This window comes from Stenotrophomonas sp. TWI1183 (assembly GCF_039673115.1).
Lineage (GTDB): Bacteria > Pseudomonadota > Gammaproteobacteria > Xanthomonadales > Xanthomonadaceae > Stenotrophomonas > Stenotrophomonas maltophilia_AA.
The window spans coordinates 202,189-216,551 of sequence record NZ_JBDJKZ010000003.1 but is presented as its reverse complement, the minus strand read 5'-3'; the positions used below and the strand labels follow the sequence as shown (position 1 = coordinate 216,551).

Here is a 14,363-nt window from a genome sequence, read left to right as displayed (position 1 = left end):
CTGCTGCCCCTCGTGGCCGGGTGGTACTTCCAGGAATGGGGACACCATGTTCCCGGAATGGCGCTGTTGGATGAGCAGCAACGGCTGGAGGTCTTCCTGCAGGACGATGAGCTGCCGCTGCTGCTGATCGCGCTGGACGGTGAGGTTCCCGTCGCTGCCGCGCAGCTCAAGTTCCATGAACGCACCGAACGGCCCGAACGCCTGCATTGGCTGGGCGGCGTGTATGTCGATCCGGCGCACCGCGGGCGCGGCTTGGCCGAGAAGGTCATCGCTGAACTGGTGGTGCGCGGCCGGGCGCTCGGCGTCCGCGATATCTACCTGCAGACCGAAGCCGATGATGGCGGCCTGTATCGCCGGTTGGGCTGGGCCCCGTTGGAGTCCGTGCCGCATGCCGCCGGGATGCCGGTGCGGATCATGGTCCGCAGCGTGGCCGCCGATCCGGCCGACTGAACGCGCGGTGGCGGCCGCGGGCCGCAGGGATGAATGCGACGCCGTTGAACGGCGTCAGCGGAAGCGCACCGGCTGGGGCGCCGGGCGGTCGGCCAGCGAGCCGAGGGTGAAGGTGTAACCGGCTTCTTCCAGCAGCTTGCGCATGCGCAGCTCGGCGCGCTTGGGATACGCCAGCGACGTCGGTGCATGCAGCGCGTACGAGGTTGATTTCCCGGGCAGCGTTTCGCGGGTCACCGAGGACTGATTGGTCTCGCACGCGTTGGCCCACAGGTCCATCAGCACCTTCGGGCCGATGGATTGATTGTTGCTGAGACGAAGCGTCAGCCAACGCATGTGTTCCATGACAAATCCAAGCGGCTCTTTGTCCCGAGTATGCACCAATTCCCGCACCACCGTTCAGCGCCGTGCGGGGCCTGGCCAACGCCAGGGTTGCCAGGCACAAACGAACAGCCCCGGGAGTGCCGGGGCTGTTCTGGTACCGCTTCAGGAAGCGACTGGAACTCAGTGCTTCATGGCGTGCTTGCGGTCGCGCATCACCGCGTGGCATTCCTGCACCTGCGGCAGCAGGCGCTGCACTTCCTGACGGGCGGCCGGCGAGGTGTCGGCGTCGGTCAAGGTGTCCTTGAACGCCTTCAGCAGGCGATCCTCGGATTCTTCCAGCTCGGCCACGTAGCCGTACTGCTTGTCGCCCAGGGTGGCGCGCACCTTGCCGTAGAACTGCTGCATGGAACCGACGAAGGTGCCATGGTCGGCCGGCTTGCCGCCTGCGGCGACAACGGTGGCGCTCAGCGAGCGGACGATCTCATTCTTGACACCGGCAATACGGGTGAAGAGCGCCGCCAACTCGGCATCTTCGACCTTGCCTGCGGCCTCGGTGTAGAACTCCTGGCCATCGCGGGCGATTTCGATCAGGTCGTTCAAGTTATGCGCGGTCTTCGATTCGGTATTCACTGCGATGTACTCCTGTTGGTCCGGTTTGGCCCGTGAGTTGTTGTCGGGGTGAGTCGACTTTTCCGCATCGGCCATGAAGTCGGCGTGACACTGAAATACAAGTGTTCAGCGAGCTCAACGCCCTGCGTGATCGATGTGCACGGCGCGTCGTCGGCGTGCGAAATGCGTGTTACTTCCCTGCCCTTTTCCGCTTGATCCATGACAGGCATTGCCCCGCAACCGCAGTGAGCAGGATCAGCGAATTGGTCACCACGAACACGATCGATCCGGTGGCCGCGCTGTACGCGATGAACAGCACGGAGGCGGTGATCTGGCCGACGAACAACCACGTCGATACCGCCTGCGCGTCGTCGGCCGTCCACTGCTTCCAGATCTGCCGCCACAGCGTGGCGATCAACACGGCGGTCGCGGCCCAACCGAGCAGGTCGATCGGCTCCATCAGCGCGCCAGCAACGACGCCGGCGCGACGTCGCCCATCACCTCATCCGTTGCCAACGCAACGCGCTGCTCCAGCCGACGCAGGAAGTCGCTGAAGCCATGCGGCGCACGCGCCTGCCGGCGGGCGCTGGTCATCACCCGCGGTCTGGCCAGGCGCGCGACCCGCATGCCCGCGCCCTGCATGGTCTGGATCAGCGCGACGTCTTCACCGGTCGCCAGTGGCGCGAAGCCGCCTGACTGCCGATACGCCGCCGCGCTGAAGCCCATGTTGGCGCCGTGCACGTGCGGATGCCCGTCCACCGCATGCTCACCCTGCAGGAACTGCTCGCGCACGGCCTGCGGATAGTCCAGCCAATCGCCTACCGCCACCACGCCGCAGAACGCACTCGCGCCGCAGTGAAGCTGCCGCGCCAGCCAATCCGGCGGCACCACGCTGTCCGCATCCGTGCAGCCGATCCAGCGGGCGCCAAGCGCCAACGCCCGCTCGCTGGCTGCCGCACGGGCGACGCCGACGCAGCCCGCCTCCACGGTGACCACCTCCACTCCCATGCGCTGGCAGATCCAGCCGGTCGCATCGGTACAGCAATCCAGCGCCACCACGATGACCACCGGCTCGCCGCGCAGGGCCGGATGCAGGGCGGCTACCTGCAGCGACTGCAGGCAGGCAGCGATCAGTTGTTCTTCGTTGTGCGCGGGAAGGGTCACGGCAATCATCGCAGGCCCTCGCGCTCGGCGACGGACGTGGTATCGGCAGACCACCCCTCCAGCAGCATGTCCTCGTCACGATAGGAAAACAGGCGAGGCAGACAGGCATCCAACTGCGCGTGCACGAACGCCGCGCTGCACCGCGCCTGCTCGAACGGCACGCGCCAATGGCAGGCGACCACCACACCCTGCGGCGCCAGCGAGGTGACCACCTGCGCGGCGGTCTGCTGCATGTCTTCCGGGGTCAGGTAGTAACCCATCTCGCCGAGCACGATCAGATCGAACCTGCCGGCCGGCCATGACTGCGGGTGTCGTGCCTGTTCAAGGGTGACGTGCGCATGGCCCCGCGTCATCACGCGCGCCGCGGCGACCGCGCCTTCGCTCAGGTCCGTGGCGAGCAGCTGGTCGCAGCGCTCTGCCAGGGCCGCCGTCAGGACCCCGTTGGAGCAGCCCAGCTCCCAGCCCCGGGAAAACCGCGCGCGCGGCAGGCTCGCCAACGTGAGCGCGCGCTTGCGGCGCTCGTACCAGCGGGTGCGGTACTGGAAGGGATCCTCTTCCTGGTACAGCGCGTTGAAATAGGCGACATCGCTCATCCGATCAGTACCTCGTAATTCCGTTCGAACCGCTGCAGCACCGCGGCAGGCAGGATGGGATCGCAGTCCAGCCCCTCCACCGCACCGGTCTGGGTCACGAACTGCAGGATGGCCTCGCGCTTGCGCGCCACGATGGCATCATCCAGCGCATAGCGCGTGGCCGGCACCCAGGCCGTCGGCGCCACCTGCGGGTCCAGCCAATGCCACCCCCAGACGGGATATTCCTTCAGTGCCGCACCTCGCGTGGCGCAGGCCTGCACACACGCGCGGGCGACCGCTTCGTGGTCCGGATGTCCGTCGAAGCGCCACGGCGCCAGCACCAGATCATCGGCCTGCAGCACGTTCGCCAGCTGCTCGGCAATCCACGTTTCGCTGGCCGTCACCGCGCCGTCGTCGATGTGCCAGGAGAGCCGCTCGGCACTCGCCAGACCCAGGAAACGAAGCGCCTCGTCCAGTTCGGCGGCGCGGGCCGCGCGCAGCCTTTCCGGCGTCCACGCGGGGTGATCGGGATAGCAGGCCTCGCCATCGGTCACCGACACCACCACGATTCGCAGGCCCTGCTGGTGGGCCAGCGCCATCAGCCCGCCGCAGGCCAGCACTTCATCGTCGGGATGCGGCGATACCACTACCAGCCGCCGCGCATCGCCGAAAAACGCCGCAGGCGACCCAACGGGCAGCGTCTGCAACCAAGGCGATGCCGACCATTGCGCTTCCGTCACGCCGCCGCCTGCGATCTGACGATTCACAGCGTCCACGCACGCCCCTCCCGGTGCATCAGGTTGCCGAGATGCTGCCAGTCGCGGTCAGCGTGGCTCTGGCGGATGAAGACGGTCAGGTCGGACCAGCGCCGCGCGTGGGCCGGATCCATGCACATCGGCCCGGGACCCAGTGCCCTCCCCACCCGGTCCAGGGTCAGGGTGGCAGCCCTTTCCACCGCGCTGCGGGCCCGCACGATTTCCTTCTGGTGAGGCAGCTCGGGCTGCGCATCGATCAGCGCGGCCAGCTCGCGCAGCAGTGAGGCGCACGGCGACAGCGCCAGATCGATCTCGCCCAGCAGGCCGGCCACCGTGCCCGGCTCATCGGCCCGCGCGGTGTGCAGCAGCGGCTCGGCCAAGGCACTGGCGCCACCGAACCAGCAGGCGGCGATGCCTGCGCCGCCGTGCCAGAACCCGGGGCGCTGCAGGTAGGCATCTGCTGCGCCGACCTCGATGGCCGGCACCTGATCGAAGCGCGCGGTTCCACTCGGCACCCGCCCCATCCCCGTCGCCTGCCAGGTCTGCGGCAGGAAACTCACACTGGCACGGCGCACCGGCGCCAGGAACAGGCGCGAGCGCCCGTCATCCCGCACCGTCACCAATGCGTGGTCGACCCAGCCGGCACCGGAGCACCAGGGTTTGTCACCGGAGAGGGTGCCGCTGGCCCGATCAAACCGCAGGGTTGCCGCTGGCCCTTCGGCCGCCCAAACCGCCCCGAGCCGATCCCGGTCGGGAGCGGTGGCGCCCAGTTCTTCCAGGATCGCCTGTGCGTCGTAATGCGCTTCGAGCACCTTGGCCAGGCACAGATCACGTGCCGCTATATGGGCCAGCGCCTGCCAGCGCAACAGCGTGTCCCCGCTGCCGGGGCGCGGCAACGAGGGTTGATGTTCCATCCACGCGCGGGCCTGGGCCTGCAGGTCATCGGTCTCGGTCACCGGCTGCGGAGCGGCCGGTACTGCAACGGGAGCCACGGCACTCATGTCAGGGCGTCAGGATCACCTTGCGGCAATCCTCCTCTTTGCGGTCGAAGATTTCATAGCCACGCACTGCGTCTTCGAGCGACAGGCGATGCGTCACGATCACGCCGGGGTCCAAGCGGCCTTCGCCGATGTGGTCGAGCAGCTCCGGCATCAGCTTCTGCACATGGGTCTGGCCCATCTTGAAGGTGAGGCCCTTGTCGAACGCATCGCCAAGCAGGAAGCCGTGGATGAAGCCGGCATACACGCCGGGAATGCTCACCGTGCCGCCGCGACGGGTGGCTGCGATGCACTGCCGGATCGCCACGCCACTGCTGCCTTCCACCTTGAGCGTGGTCAGCGCCGATTCCAGCGCGCTGCCCTCCGCTTCGAAACCTACCGCCTCGATCGTGGCGTCCACGCCGCGGCCGTTGGTCTGGGTGATGATGTATTCCGCCGGATCCTCCACCTGGGTGAAATCGATGGGGGTCACGCCGTAGGTCTGCTGCGCGAAGGCCAGGCGATACGGTAGATGGTCGACCATGAAGATCGTTTCCGCGCCCAGCAGGCGGCAGCACGCCGCGCTCATCAGCCCGACCGGACCCGCACCGAAAATGGCCACCGTGGAGCCGGGCTTCACGCCGGCATTGATCGCGGCCTGATAACCGGTCGGCAGGATGTCGGACAGGAACAGCACCTGCTCATCGGACAGCGCATCGGGAATGCGCAGCGGCCCGACGTTGGCCTTCGGCACGCGCACGAACTCCGCCTGCCCGCCCGACACGCCGCCGTAAAGATGGCTGTAACCGAACAGCGCCGCCGGCGGGCGGATGCCCTTCTGGTTCACCGCGGCGCCCTTGCCGGTATTGGTGGTCTCGCAGGCCGCGAACTCGGCCAGGCGGCAGTGGAAGCATTCGCCGCACGCGATCACGAAGGGAATCACCACGCGGTCGCCCGGGCGCAGGTCCATCACCCCCGCGCCGACCTCCTCCACCACGCCCATGAATTCATGGCCGAGCACGTCGCCGGTGTGCAGATCGGGAATCTTGCCGCGGTACAGATGCAGGTCGGAGCCGCAGATCGCCGTGGCGGTGACGCGCAGGATGATGTCGTCCGGGGCGGCCAGCGCAGGATCCGGCACGGTATCGACCCGTACATCCTTGCTGCCGTGGTAAGTCAGTGCGCGCATAGCAAACTCCGTGTCCAGGTACCTCTTTGGTACGTGGTACGGCGTGGCAGCGTCGTGACCGCACCGTGTGCGGGGTGTCTATCCGGGTGAATGCGTCGCGCGGTGGGACCGGAACGCATGGCGCTCCGCAGTGCATGAGGACTGAATCATTCATTCTGCAGGCGGCCAGTGCCGCGCGCGCCGCTCGCTTACTCCACCGAGGGCGCCGACGGCGTCTCTGGATCCGGCGGCAGTTCCTGCGGTGGCGACGCCGGCGCAGGATCACCCTCCGGCGGAATTTCCTGCGGGGGGTCCTGTGCCGGCGGGTCGCCACGGCCGGGTTCTTCCACCGGCGGCGCGGGCGGTACCGGCTCCGGGGTCGGGGCCGGCACCTGGGCGATCACATCATCGAATGTTCCCATCGCTTTACTGTCCAGTGTCATGTACATCGCGCGTGTTCCTGATTGTGGGGCTGCTCCCGACGCTACGCGGCGTACCGTCAACATCCAGCGACGGCGAAACTGGCGGGTGAACGCGCTCGCTCAGTCATCTCCCTCGGAGCGACTCTTGTTCACGGTGATTTCGCCGGAGGTTTCCAGCACCGCCAGCTCGACCTGCCCGAAGCCCTCGCAGCCATTGGCGCGCATCGCCACCTCCAGATCGGCCGGGCTGACATTGCAGCGCTTCACCTGGTCCCAGTAGATCGTGCCGTGCCGCGCCAGCACCACCGGCACGCCTTCCACGATCTGGTTGAGTCGCTTGCTGCGCGCCCCGACGAACCCGACGAACCAGTTCAGCCCGATCAGGGTCGCGGCCAGGATGAGCCCGCCGGGCAGCGAGGTGTCCTCCCCGATCAGCGAGTTCTGCACCGCCGTGCCCAGCAGCACGATCACCAGGATATCGAAGGGCGTGGACTGCCCCATCGAACGCTTGCCACTCATCCGCGTCAGCAGCAGGACCACGACATACACCGCGACCGCGCGGACCACGAACTCCCACCATTCCATCCCCAACTCGAACATCTCATGCATCGCGGCAGCCTCCATGTGGCGAGGTCTGGACGATAGGAAGTTCGAAGTGAAGCCGGTGGGAGCACCCGCCCTTCACGGCACCCCCGCTCCTTCGTAACAGCCGCAGGACTAGCGTCGCGCCATAACCGCCCTACCCGTTCGCGCAGGAGCTACACCATGCAGCACGACAAGACACCGCCCGCCTCCACCGAAGACGCCCACGCCACGCACAACCTGCCGCCGGCGGAAGGCAAGGTCGACAGGAAGCGCACCTCCGAGAACCACGACGAAGCGCTGGAAGAGACCTTCCCGGCAAGTGATCCCATCTCGCCGTTCGTCGCGGCCAAGCCGCCGAAGGATGACAAGGACGCGAAAGATCCGGATGCGGCGCACCTGAAGACCGAAAACGAGGGCTACAACCAGCACGGCCACGGCAAGGGCGGCAAAGCCGGCGAAGGTGAGCCGGACGGCGTGCGCGAGGACGACGGGATTACCCAGCCGAACTTCGGCCAGCACGGCACGGCCGGCAAACAGACGCTGGATCACTGATCAAACGAGGACATGTCATGACTACTGCACCGCGAGCGCCGGCTACGAAAGAAGACGACCAGCAGAAGAGCCACACGCCGGACAAGCTGAGGAACGATGACGCCCGGTGGAAGGACAAGGACATGCCGGAGGCGGAGCATGGGGCGACGCCTGAGGATTATGAGCGGCCGGGGAAGGTGTGAAGTTGATGGCCGAGAGGCGTTCGAGCTAGCGCCCGTCTCGCTGCCGCCGGCCTTCTCCCGCATCCACTCGGTGAGCAGTTCGGCGATCTCGATTGATACCGACTCACCCTCGAGGACGCGCAGCTTTGCGCGCAGCGTCTCCGGGTGCATGGTCTTGCCGCAGCGATCAGCCAGGAACGCGGCCGCGTCAGCCAGGCCGCCGGGCGTGCGGCTCACCGAGTTGTAGAGGACGTCGATCCAATTCAGGGCGGAGGTACGGCAGGTCATGGGTTCATCTTGGGTGGGCGGGTAGTTCAAGGTTTCGGGCCGGGGCCCCGGCGGCGCACGATGGGCGCCATGGGCAAGATCAACTCAGGGATCGAGGGCGCCGCCCTCCTTGCGCTACGCTGGATGCGCCAACAACACAGCCCGCAAGGAGGGCGCCCCATGATCGATAAGGCAAAGCTGCTGACAGTCTTGGAACGCCTGGACCAGAGCGCCACGTCGATAGTTACTGCAGAGGAGATGGCGACCATTGCCGAAGGCGCGGCACTCACTGAGCTGATTCAGTACCTCGTCGACCACAGGCTTGTGACCGCAGATATCCGTTCCTTCGATGGCGAAGTGACTTGGGCCAAGATCACATCGAAGGGACGGGACTACATCTCGGCCGACGGGGGGCTGACGCAGGAGCTCGGCGTCGTGACGGTGAAGCTGCACGAGGACACGCTGCGACAGATTTTCATCAATCGGGTTAAGGCCTCGGATGCCGACAGCAGCGTCAAGGGAAAGCTGATTGATCAAATCAAAGCCCTCCCTGCAGAAGGGCTATCGAAGCTCGCAGAGAAGGCTCTGGAGGAAGGGCTTCGCTACATGCCGCACGCACTTCAGTGGCTTCAAACAGCGCAGTGGAGTTAAACGCTATGCCGTGCTAGAACTTGACCCACCCCAGCGTGACTTTGTCGCCGACAGCGTCGAAGTGAGTGGTGCCCAAAACTCGGGCTTGGAGCAAGCCGGATTGCCGAACGCGACCTTTAAGACCAGACCTTCGCCAGCCCGCGACAGGCGGTAAACGACACCTCTTAGCCCTCCTTCTTCCGTCCAAACAAGCTCAACCAATCGACCTTTGCTGCATCGAGTTCGGCGCGGGACACAGCCACTGCGGGCTGGATGAGCGCACGCGACGCGGCCGCAATTCGATTCAGCGCGCGCATGTCAGGCAGCCTCCACATTGATGATTCGGTGAACGTCCAGGTTCTACGGCGCGCCCTCGGCGGCGGGCCCCGTCTCCTGTAGGCCCAGCAGCCTCAGAACCTGCGGCCCCGCCGGAACGCTCTGCTCTTCCGGCTAGGCCACTACGTGCTCAACAGGCAGCCTCAGCATCTTCGCCAAGGGAGCGTCGGTCCTGAAACCGAGCTTCGCCCGTAGCGCGCCCTTGCTCATGCGGCTGTCGACCAGTGAGCCGATCTTAGCGCGCGGCGCAGGCGCGGCACTGGCGCCGCCTACCCTCTTGGAATGCAGTTTCAGCAGTGCGAACGCCGCAGCAGCGCGAGGGGGCTGCGAACGACCGCGAGCCAAATCGCAAGCCGTCGATGCCGCGCAACCAATCGCCTCACCGATCCAACTGTCACCTCCACAGTCCGGGGGATGCGCCGCGCAGGCGCAGTTGGCGAACCAGCGCCGGCTGAGGTCGCCGCAGCTTGGGCAAAGGCCCTCATGGAGCAACTGTATGGCATGCAGAAGCCGGTCCGCCACGAATGCCGGCGCCGAGGCAGCAACGATCCATGGGGAGAGGCCGAGTCGGGCGAGGTGACGCACCCGCGCCGCCGCAGCCTGGTGATCCGCGCGCTTTATCTGCACCCGTCGGTCGCCAAACAGCAGCACCGCTGGCCGGTCGGCAGCGGCGGCCAGGGCCACTGCCTGGACTGCGGCGAAGTCGAATGGCTGGCAGGCCCGGACTGCCGGCCGCACGCTCCGCTCCGCGACCACCGCTCCGCCATGCCTTCCGCATCACTTGGCTGATCGAACCGCACGAAAAACTCCACTACCTCGCCAAGCACCTCAACCCGACCGACCGTGCCAAATGTCACAACGAAGCCACCTATCTCATCGACCGCATCAACGGCCACTTGAAGGGAAGCGACTCATGATCGGCGGACACATGTTGCTGGCAGCAGGCACCCGTCGAGGCGTCAATCCGCATCTCAATGCTCGAGATTTTCGCCACTTGGAGCTACTGATTCGTCGGCCAACTCGTCACGAGCCCTTCGCGCTCTTCTGAGCTGCAGCAAGAACTGCCTCGATCCGCGCGAGGTCTTCGTCCGACAGAGGCAAGTGTTTGGCTGTATCCAATGCAGCACAAGCCATTTGGTGGAGCTTGGATTGGAGACCATACAAGCGAGTTGGAAAAGGCCCATGCAGTTGGCCGGCATTGCGTCGCAAATCAATCTCCTTGTTCCAGTCTACAACGGCTCGCCTGAGCTTCCGGATCGCTCGGTCTACATGCCGCAAACGCCATGGAGCGTTTAGGACGGGAAATCCAATCGCGAAACGCAACATTTGCCAATCACCAAGATCCTGCATCTGAGCCGGAGGACGCTCATCCCTACGCTGTTGATCTACCAGATATCTGGCCAGCCAAGCGATGTGATCACTCGCCGCAGCGAATTCTGCAGCGAAATCCTCGAGAAGCTCCTCAGCGCGGCGCCTTTGGTAGATGGCGGAAACCGCAATCGGAACGATTACTGCAAGGAAGGTTACGAAAGCAGCTACCCACGCCCCCAATGCTCCAACGGCGTCCCACCAAACAACGCAATCGTCTACGCCGAGCTGATTGCATCGAAACACCCCCTTCAGCCAAACCATACCGTGCCCCCCTTGCGAACTGGACGGCATTTTGCCACGAGCCATGAACTCAGCGACGCACCTACCACGCTGTCCACCGTCAAGCCGCCGCGCGAACTGCGCACCTACCTGGCCATCGAAGAGGAGCAATGCCCGTCCGTCTGAACGAAATCAACTCCAGAACCGTGCTAAACGGCGATAGGGAATCCCTCCGGCAGAACTGCAACGTAGTTCATGTTAGACACATCCATCATGAAGGAGTCGTTCTGCGTTTGACGGGAGAGCCCGAGAAACAGAACTGTCCTTCCAAGAAGGTCCTCGATGTGGGAGAGCTGATACTTCTCCATTACCTTTCGTACAGTCTCAGCCCCAAACTCAAAGCCAAGGGACGGCCTGCCAGCACCGTTGAAGAAGCGAGTTCCGCTCCACACATTGGTCCGCGTCAACTCTCCCCAAAATCCATGGAAGTGACCCGCATGCTTCGCCTTGTTAGCCTGGGCGATTGCTACGAAAAAGTCATGAATTGGGATTTCCCCATGCGGTGTCGCCAAGATGAGGCTGCTTGTTCTAAATGTCGGTGCAGCTACGAGAAGGCGGAGAAGCTTATCCGCATTCCTCTGGACTTGCGTGCGACTTGGCTGTTCCCCTCCTGTAAAACTTCTTCCGCCGCTGCGGCGGACTGGAGTAGACCCGCCTGCAACTGCGGTGCGCTCGCCGCCACCGTCATCGCTCAATCCGAGGACGATCTTCGTATTGTCGGCCTCGAGACGTTGGACGACCTCGTCTCCATCATCGCCCCAGGGATCGTCTGACCTGACCGCCAGACGGCAGTCATCAAGATGGACCGCACCGAAACAAGGATTGCGCCCAGCCCTCGACCCCTTCCGATAGAAGGCAGGCTGCTTGCATTCAGGGCAGTAGAAATCGTAACGAAGGCGTTGAATCTCTTCGTCCGGAAGGAGACAAAATTCCAGCGCAACGTGGCGCTGACCCGTCAATACATTGTCGGCAATATCCATAGCTTCCCCCTTGTTTCTAGAGATAGATAATCGCTTTTCGCCCACCGGTGCAATCAGACTTTTCCTACACCCTACGTTCTCCCCACGTAGCGCAATGCCGGAGGCTTCGTTGCAATGGGCGCAATGCTCGAGCCGACGGGGCGTCCACCCGGGCGTTGTTTCCAGGCGGCCGGCACAAACCGAAGTAAGCTGCTTTCTGCGGGTGCAGCCGTTGGCTGGAGTATCTACCGTGACCCAGCGACACATCAGCTACCCCGAGCTGCTGCCGGACCGCGCCGCCGGTCACAGCGCGCGCCACATCCACGACCTGCGCGGCCTCGCAGCCGGCGGCGCCCACTTCGTCAAGTGCCGGTGCCGTGCGACCAGCAAGCGTGCAGAGTCCGGCCAGGCCTTGGCCGAATGGCGGCGCATCAATCGCCCTGCCCGCAGCGCGCGCAAGGTCATTCCCATGATCGCTGCACCCGCGGCAGACAACGTTGCGCAGCTGGACTTTGGCCTAGCCCCGCTCGCACCGCCCCGGCGAGCAGGAATAGGAGGTGTCCATGGGCGCCGCTGAAAAGCTCGACCTATCAGGCAAGGACTTGCTGATGGTCGAGGAAGCCGCGCACTACTGCGGCGTCTCCAATAGCCAGTTCCGCAAGAACGCCCTCAGCTACGGACTCAAACCCCGGCGCTTCATGGGAAAGCAGTTGTACGAAAAGGCGGCGCTCTACGCCGCGATCGAAGGTGCAGAGGAATGGCAAAGGTTCGACTCTACTGGCGTGGCACAAAGGCCTACCTCGACTGGGCGGAAGGCGGTGAGCGCTTTCGCCGGTCCATTGGGCAACCTGACGCCCGTGAGGCGGAGAGAATTCGTGCAGCGAAAGAAGCCGAGCTGACGCACGGGGTCCGGATCTTGGCGCGACTGCCCAAGGTCCGCGACTACTTGGAGTGGTATCTGGACTGGTACGAAGCGGAGCACCCGACCACCATCACGAAAGCCCGAAGCGAAGTGAAGCGCTTCATTGAACGCTTCGGCCACCGCCCGATCGACAGCATACGCGCGGTCGAGGTGGAGCAGTACAAGCGCTCCAGGCTGCTGGATGACAGAGCGGCAAAGGAAACTGTTGGGAAGGAGATTCGACGGCTGAAGGCGGCGTTCAACCGCGGCGTCGAATGGAAGGAACTTGACGTGAACCCACTGGCTTCGGTGAAGGCACCTCGCGGCGTGCGTAGCGTGGCAGTCAAGTTCTATGACCGAGAAGCAATGCGGCGACTGTACCGGGCCAACCCAGCGCGTGCGCCACTCTGGTTGTTCATGGCTCACACCGGGTTGCGCCGGGGCGAGGTCATCGGGCTTGAAAAGGTATCGGTGGTCGCCGGCCGTCTCCTAGTGGAAAGCGATCCGGACGAGACCGGCGCAGGACGGACCAAGTCAGGTAAGTGGCGGGAAGTTCCGCTCAACCGCTACGCCCGGTGGGCACTTCGGCACCTCCCGGACCCTGTGGTGTCAGTTCACAAAGATACGGTGTCGGACTGGTTCAAAAAAGACTCGGAGCGGGCCCGCGTGGGTGGACATCTCCATCGGTTGCGACACACCTTTTGTGCCCACCTGGTAATGGCTGGCGTGCCGCTGCGGCGCGTGCAACTGCTAGCGGGACATGCCGACTACGCAACTACCGAAAAGTACTACGCACACCTGACGCCTGAAGGAGATGATGAAGCCGTCGCAGTCTTAAAGTTCTAATGTCTAACGATATGACGCGGTCGATCTGCTGGTCTGCACGCCTGAGAAACCGAGAGTTGAAAGGAGGCGCTGTATGGCTGACTCATCAACCGCCGCCCGTGGGCCCAGCACAACTTCTTTCACAGCGCTCTTTGGTATCGGCAAGTCCGTGTAACAGATCGGCACCGACCCGCGCATGAGGAAGTTCAATTGTGGCTGCCGGCCATCGGGCAAGGCCTGTAAAAATCTGGTGGGGACGAGCTCGATCTTCCCAGTGGACGGGTCCAGTGAAACATGGTGAACCATCCGCACCTCTGCTTCCTCTCGAAATGCAGGACTCTTGAACGCAACCAGGTCATGTACTAGAAATCTAGCAGCACTGGTTACTTGGTCGATCTGCCATTTCACAAGTGGGGTCATGCCTCCTTCGGCAGGTCCAGATTGCTGGCTCAACTGCTGACCGATTGCAGACGTATCCGGCATGCCAATGCGATGGTACAGATCAATGATGTGATCGACCCCGTCCGCGATCCGACCTGCCTGCAACTGTCGGTCATAGCAGACCTCTAATAGTGACGCGGGCAGAGTTTGGAAAACACGCGGATCAAAGCCAATCGCGAAACCCGCTCCGTTGTCGGCATAGGCTCTCCACTGGCTCAAAACGTCGCCATCGGTCGAGAAGCAAGATGCAAGGCAAATTGAAGCAGAGGTCGCCCGATAGATGGCGCGCTCCATCACTTCCATCAATGGAGATTCAACAAGATCCTTCCGGCTTGCCAGTTCCTCCTCAAGCACGTCGAGGCCCCATTGCCTTTCCATGGAGTCGTTCATTGCGCCGATGTCGCTTAACCTGAGCGAACTTGACTGAAAAATGGCAAGCAGGGTGGACGGGGAGCAATAGTGGTAAAGCAGCGCCACTTCATCGGGCTCGTACCCGGCCTGATCCTTCATTTGCCTTCCCACTGATCCTGTATGGGCATGTGTGCCAACTGTGCCAAATGGGCTCCGATACACGGCAAAATAGCGCAATGCCGCAACTCAAGAAACCACTTAAGTCTT

The 14,363-nt window shown here is 63.9% G+C and carries 20 protein-coding genes; 7 read left to right on the top strand and 13 right to left on the bottom strand.

The genetic code is table 11. The annotated features are described in order from the left end of the window. Positions 1-57 precede the first annotated feature (57 nt). Positions 58-450 carry a GNAT family N-acetyltransferase gene (locus ABE434_RS05025; protein ID WP_346478051.1) on the top strand — a complete coding sequence of 131 codons (393 nt, stop codon included), beginning with the start codon at positions 58-60 and terminating at the stop codon, positions 448-450. Between the two features lie 54 nt (positions 451-504). Here the strand turns inward: ABE434_RS05025 and ABE434_RS05020 are convergent, their stop codons facing one another. From ABE434_RS05020 to ABE434_RS04975, 10 genes are all read right to left on the bottom strand, one after another. Beyond that, complete coding sequence (locus tag ABE434_RS05020; protein ID WP_046272599.1) at positions 505-792, bottom strand: hypothetical protein; 288 nt, start codon at positions 790-792, stop codon at positions 505-507. A 159-nt stretch (positions 793-951) separates the two neighbouring features. Further along, on the bottom strand, positions 952-1,401 hold the full coding sequence (locus tag ABE434_RS05015; protein WP_019183020.1) for a PA2169 family four-helix-bundle protein: 450 nt from the start codon (positions 1,399-1,401) through the stop codon (positions 952-954). A gap of 169 nt (positions 1,402-1,570) precedes the next feature. Then, entirely contained in the window at positions 1,571-1,840 is a 270-nt protein-coding gene (locus ABE434_RS05010; protein WP_179459095.1) for a PQ-loop domain-containing transporter, read from the bottom strand. Then, positions 1,840-2,553, bottom strand: a complete 714-nt coding sequence (locus ABE434_RS05005) for a glycosyltransferase (protein WP_346478050.1) — start codon at positions 2,551-2,553, stop codon at positions 1,840-1,842. The genes ABE434_RS05010 and ABE434_RS05005 overlap by 1 nt, the downstream gene beginning before the upstream one ends. Next, positions 2,550-3,137 (bottom strand): class I SAM-dependent methyltransferase, encoded by a 588-nt coding sequence (locus ABE434_RS05000; RefSeq protein WP_346478049.1) that lies wholly within the window; start codon positions 3,135-3,137, stop codon positions 2,550-2,552. Before ABE434_RS05000 ends, ABE434_RS05005 begins: the two co-directional genes overlap by 4 nt. Beyond that, on the bottom strand, positions 3,134-3,892 hold the full coding sequence (locus ABE434_RS04995; protein ID WP_346478047.1) for a PIG-L family deacetylase: 759 nt from the start codon (positions 3,890-3,892) through the stop codon (positions 3,134-3,136). Before ABE434_RS04995 ends, ABE434_RS05000 begins: the two co-directional genes overlap by 4 nt. Beyond that, on the bottom strand, positions 3,880-4,872 hold the full coding sequence (locus tag ABE434_RS04990; protein WP_346478046.1) for an acyl-CoA dehydrogenase: 993 nt from the start codon (positions 4,870-4,872) through the stop codon (positions 3,880-3,882). Before ABE434_RS04990 ends, ABE434_RS04995 begins: the two co-directional genes overlap by 13 nt. A 1-nt stretch (position 4,873) precedes the next feature. Further along, positions 4,874-6,037 (bottom strand): zinc-dependent alcohol dehydrogenase, encoded by a 1,164-nt coding sequence (locus tag ABE434_RS04985; RefSeq protein WP_319207935.1) that lies wholly within the window; start codon positions 6,035-6,037, stop codon positions 4,874-4,876. Between the two features lie 188 nt (positions 6,038-6,225). Beyond that, positions 6,226-6,438 (bottom strand): hypothetical protein, encoded by a 213-nt coding sequence (locus tag ABE434_RS04980; RefSeq protein ID WP_346478045.1) that lies wholly within the window; start codon positions 6,436-6,438, stop codon positions 6,226-6,228. A 120-nt stretch (positions 6,439-6,558) separates the two neighbouring features. Further along, entirely contained in the window at positions 6,559-7,047 is a 489-nt protein-coding gene (locus tag ABE434_RS04975) for a YetF domain-containing protein (protein WP_346478044.1), read from the bottom strand. A gap of 156 nt (positions 7,048-7,203) precedes the next feature. Here ABE434_RS04975 and ABE434_RS04970 point away from each other — a divergent pair, with 156 nt between their 5' ends. After that, positions 7,204-7,575, top strand: a complete 372-nt coding sequence (locus ABE434_RS04970; protein ID WP_346478083.1) for a hypothetical protein — start codon at positions 7,204-7,206, stop codon at positions 7,573-7,575. On the opposite strand, the gene ABE434_RS04965 is transcribed toward ABE434_RS04970, so the two are convergent. After that, positions 7,569-8,024: a hypothetical protein gene (locus ABE434_RS04965; RefSeq protein WP_346478082.1), complete on the bottom strand. Its 456-nt coding sequence runs from the start codon at positions 8,022-8,024 to the stop codon at positions 7,569-7,571. The genes ABE434_RS04970 and ABE434_RS04965 overlap by 7 nt on opposite strands. 69 nt (positions 8,025-8,093) lie before the next feature. Between ABE434_RS04965 and ABE434_RS04960 the strand changes: the two genes are divergently transcribed. The 3 genes from ABE434_RS04960 (at position 8,094) to ABE434_RS04950 (ending at position 10,745) form a co-directional block, all read left to right on the top strand. Continuing rightward, on the top strand, positions 8,094-8,654 hold the full coding sequence (locus ABE434_RS04960) for a hypothetical protein (protein ID WP_346478043.1): 561 nt from the start codon (positions 8,094-8,096) through the stop codon (positions 8,652-8,654). A 798-nt stretch (positions 8,655-9,452) separates the two neighbouring features. Further along, positions 9,453-9,758, top strand: coding sequence for a hypothetical protein (locus ABE434_RS04955; RefSeq protein ID WP_346478042.1), 306 nt, complete (start codon positions 9,453-9,455; stop codon positions 9,756-9,758). Positions 9,759-10,295: 537 nt separating this feature from the next. Beyond that, positions 10,296-10,745 carry a hypothetical protein gene (locus ABE434_RS04950; protein ID WP_346478041.1) on the top strand — a complete coding sequence of 150 codons (450 nt, stop codon included), beginning with the start codon at positions 10,296-10,298 and terminating at the stop codon, positions 10,743-10,745. A gap of 23 nt (positions 10,746-10,768) precedes the next feature. Here ABE434_RS04950 and ABE434_RS04945 read toward each other — a convergent pair whose 3' ends face one another. After that, entirely contained in the window at positions 10,769-11,599 is an 831-nt protein-coding gene (locus ABE434_RS04945; protein ID WP_346478040.1) for a hypothetical protein, read from the bottom strand. A 542-nt stretch (positions 11,600-12,141) separates the two neighbouring features. Between ABE434_RS04945 and ABE434_RS04940 the strand changes: the two genes are divergently transcribed. Together ABE434_RS04940 and ABE434_RS04935 are read left to right on the top strand one after the other, a co-directional pair. Further along, positions 12,142-12,477 carry a hypothetical protein gene (locus ABE434_RS04940; protein WP_346478039.1) on the top strand — a complete coding sequence of 112 codons (336 nt, stop codon included), beginning with the start codon at positions 12,142-12,144 and terminating at the stop codon, positions 12,475-12,477. A gap of 17 nt (positions 12,478-12,494) precedes the next feature. After that, on the top strand, positions 12,495-13,325 hold the full coding sequence (locus tag ABE434_RS04935; protein ID WP_346478038.1) for a site-specific integrase: 831 nt from the start codon (positions 12,495-12,497) through the stop codon (positions 13,323-13,325). A 3-nt stretch (positions 13,326-13,328) separates the two neighbouring features. On the opposite strand, the gene ABE434_RS04930 is transcribed toward ABE434_RS04935, so the two are convergent. Beyond that, entirely contained in the window at positions 13,329-14,255 is a 927-nt protein-coding gene (locus tag ABE434_RS04930) for a DUF2971 domain-containing protein (protein ID WP_346478037.1), read from the bottom strand. Positions 14,256-14,363: the final 108 nt, after the last annotated feature.

Excerpts from the sequence above, each read along its gene's own strand:
- ABE434_RS05020 (WP_046272599.1), bottom strand. The coding sequence starts at position 792 with ATGGAACACATGCGTTGGCTGACGCTTCGTCTCAGCAACAATCAATCC.
- ABE434_RS04990 (WP_346478046.1), bottom strand. The coding sequence starts at position 4,872 with ATGAGTGCCGTGGCTCCCGTTGCAGTACCGGCCGCTCCGCAGCCGGTG.
- ABE434_RS04940 (WP_346478039.1), top strand. The coding sequence starts at position 12,142 with ATGGGCGCCGCTGAAAAGCTCGACCTATCAGGCAAGGACTTGCTGATG.
- ABE434_RS04960 (WP_346478043.1), top strand. The coding sequence starts at position 8,094 with ATGGGCAAGATCAACTCAGGGATCGAGGGCGCCGCCCTCCTTGCGCTA.
- ABE434_RS04955 (WP_346478042.1), top strand. The coding sequence starts at position 9,453 with ATGGAGCAACTGTATGGCATGCAGAAGCCGGTCCGCCACGAATGCCGG.
- ABE434_RS05000 (WP_346478049.1), bottom strand. The coding sequence starts at position 3,137 with ATGAGCGATGTCGCCTATTTCAACGCGCTGTACCAGGAAGAGGATCCC.
- ABE434_RS04980 (WP_346478045.1), bottom strand. The coding sequence starts at position 6,438 with ATGGGAACATTCGATGATGTGATCGCCCAGGTGCCGGCCCCGACCCCG.
- ABE434_RS04945 (WP_346478040.1), bottom strand. The coding sequence starts at position 11,599 with ATGGATATTGCCGACAATGTATTGACGGGTCAGCGCCACGTTGCGCTG.
- ABE434_RS04965 (WP_346478082.1), bottom strand. The coding sequence starts at position 8,024 with ATGACCTGCCGTACCTCCGCCCTGAATTGGATCGACGTCCTCTACAAC.
- ABE434_RS04930 (WP_346478037.1), bottom strand. The coding sequence starts at position 14,255 with ATGAAGGATCAGGCCGGGTACGAGCCCGATGAAGTGGCGCTGCTTTAC.
- ABE434_RS05025 (WP_346478051.1), top strand. The coding sequence starts at position 58 with ATGGCGCTGTTGGATGAGCAGCAACGGCTGGAGGTCTTCCTGCAGGAC.
- ABE434_RS04970 (WP_346478083.1), top strand. The coding sequence starts at position 7,204 with ATGCAGCACGACAAGACACCGCCCGCCTCCACCGAAGACGCCCACGCC.
- ABE434_RS05005 (WP_346478050.1), bottom strand. The coding sequence starts at position 2,553 with ATGATTGCCGTGACCCTTCCCGCGCACAACGAAGAACAACTGATCGCT.
- ABE434_RS04985 (WP_319207935.1), bottom strand. The coding sequence starts at position 6,037 with ATGCGCGCACTGACTTACCACGGCAGCAAGGATGTACGGGTCGATACC.
- ABE434_RS04975 (WP_346478044.1), bottom strand. The coding sequence starts at position 7,047 with ATGCATGAGATGTTCGAGTTGGGGATGGAATGGTGGGAGTTCGTGGTC.
- ABE434_RS05010 (WP_179459095.1), bottom strand. The coding sequence starts at position 1,840 with ATGGAGCCGATCGACCTGCTCGGTTGGGCCGCGACCGCCGTGTTGATC.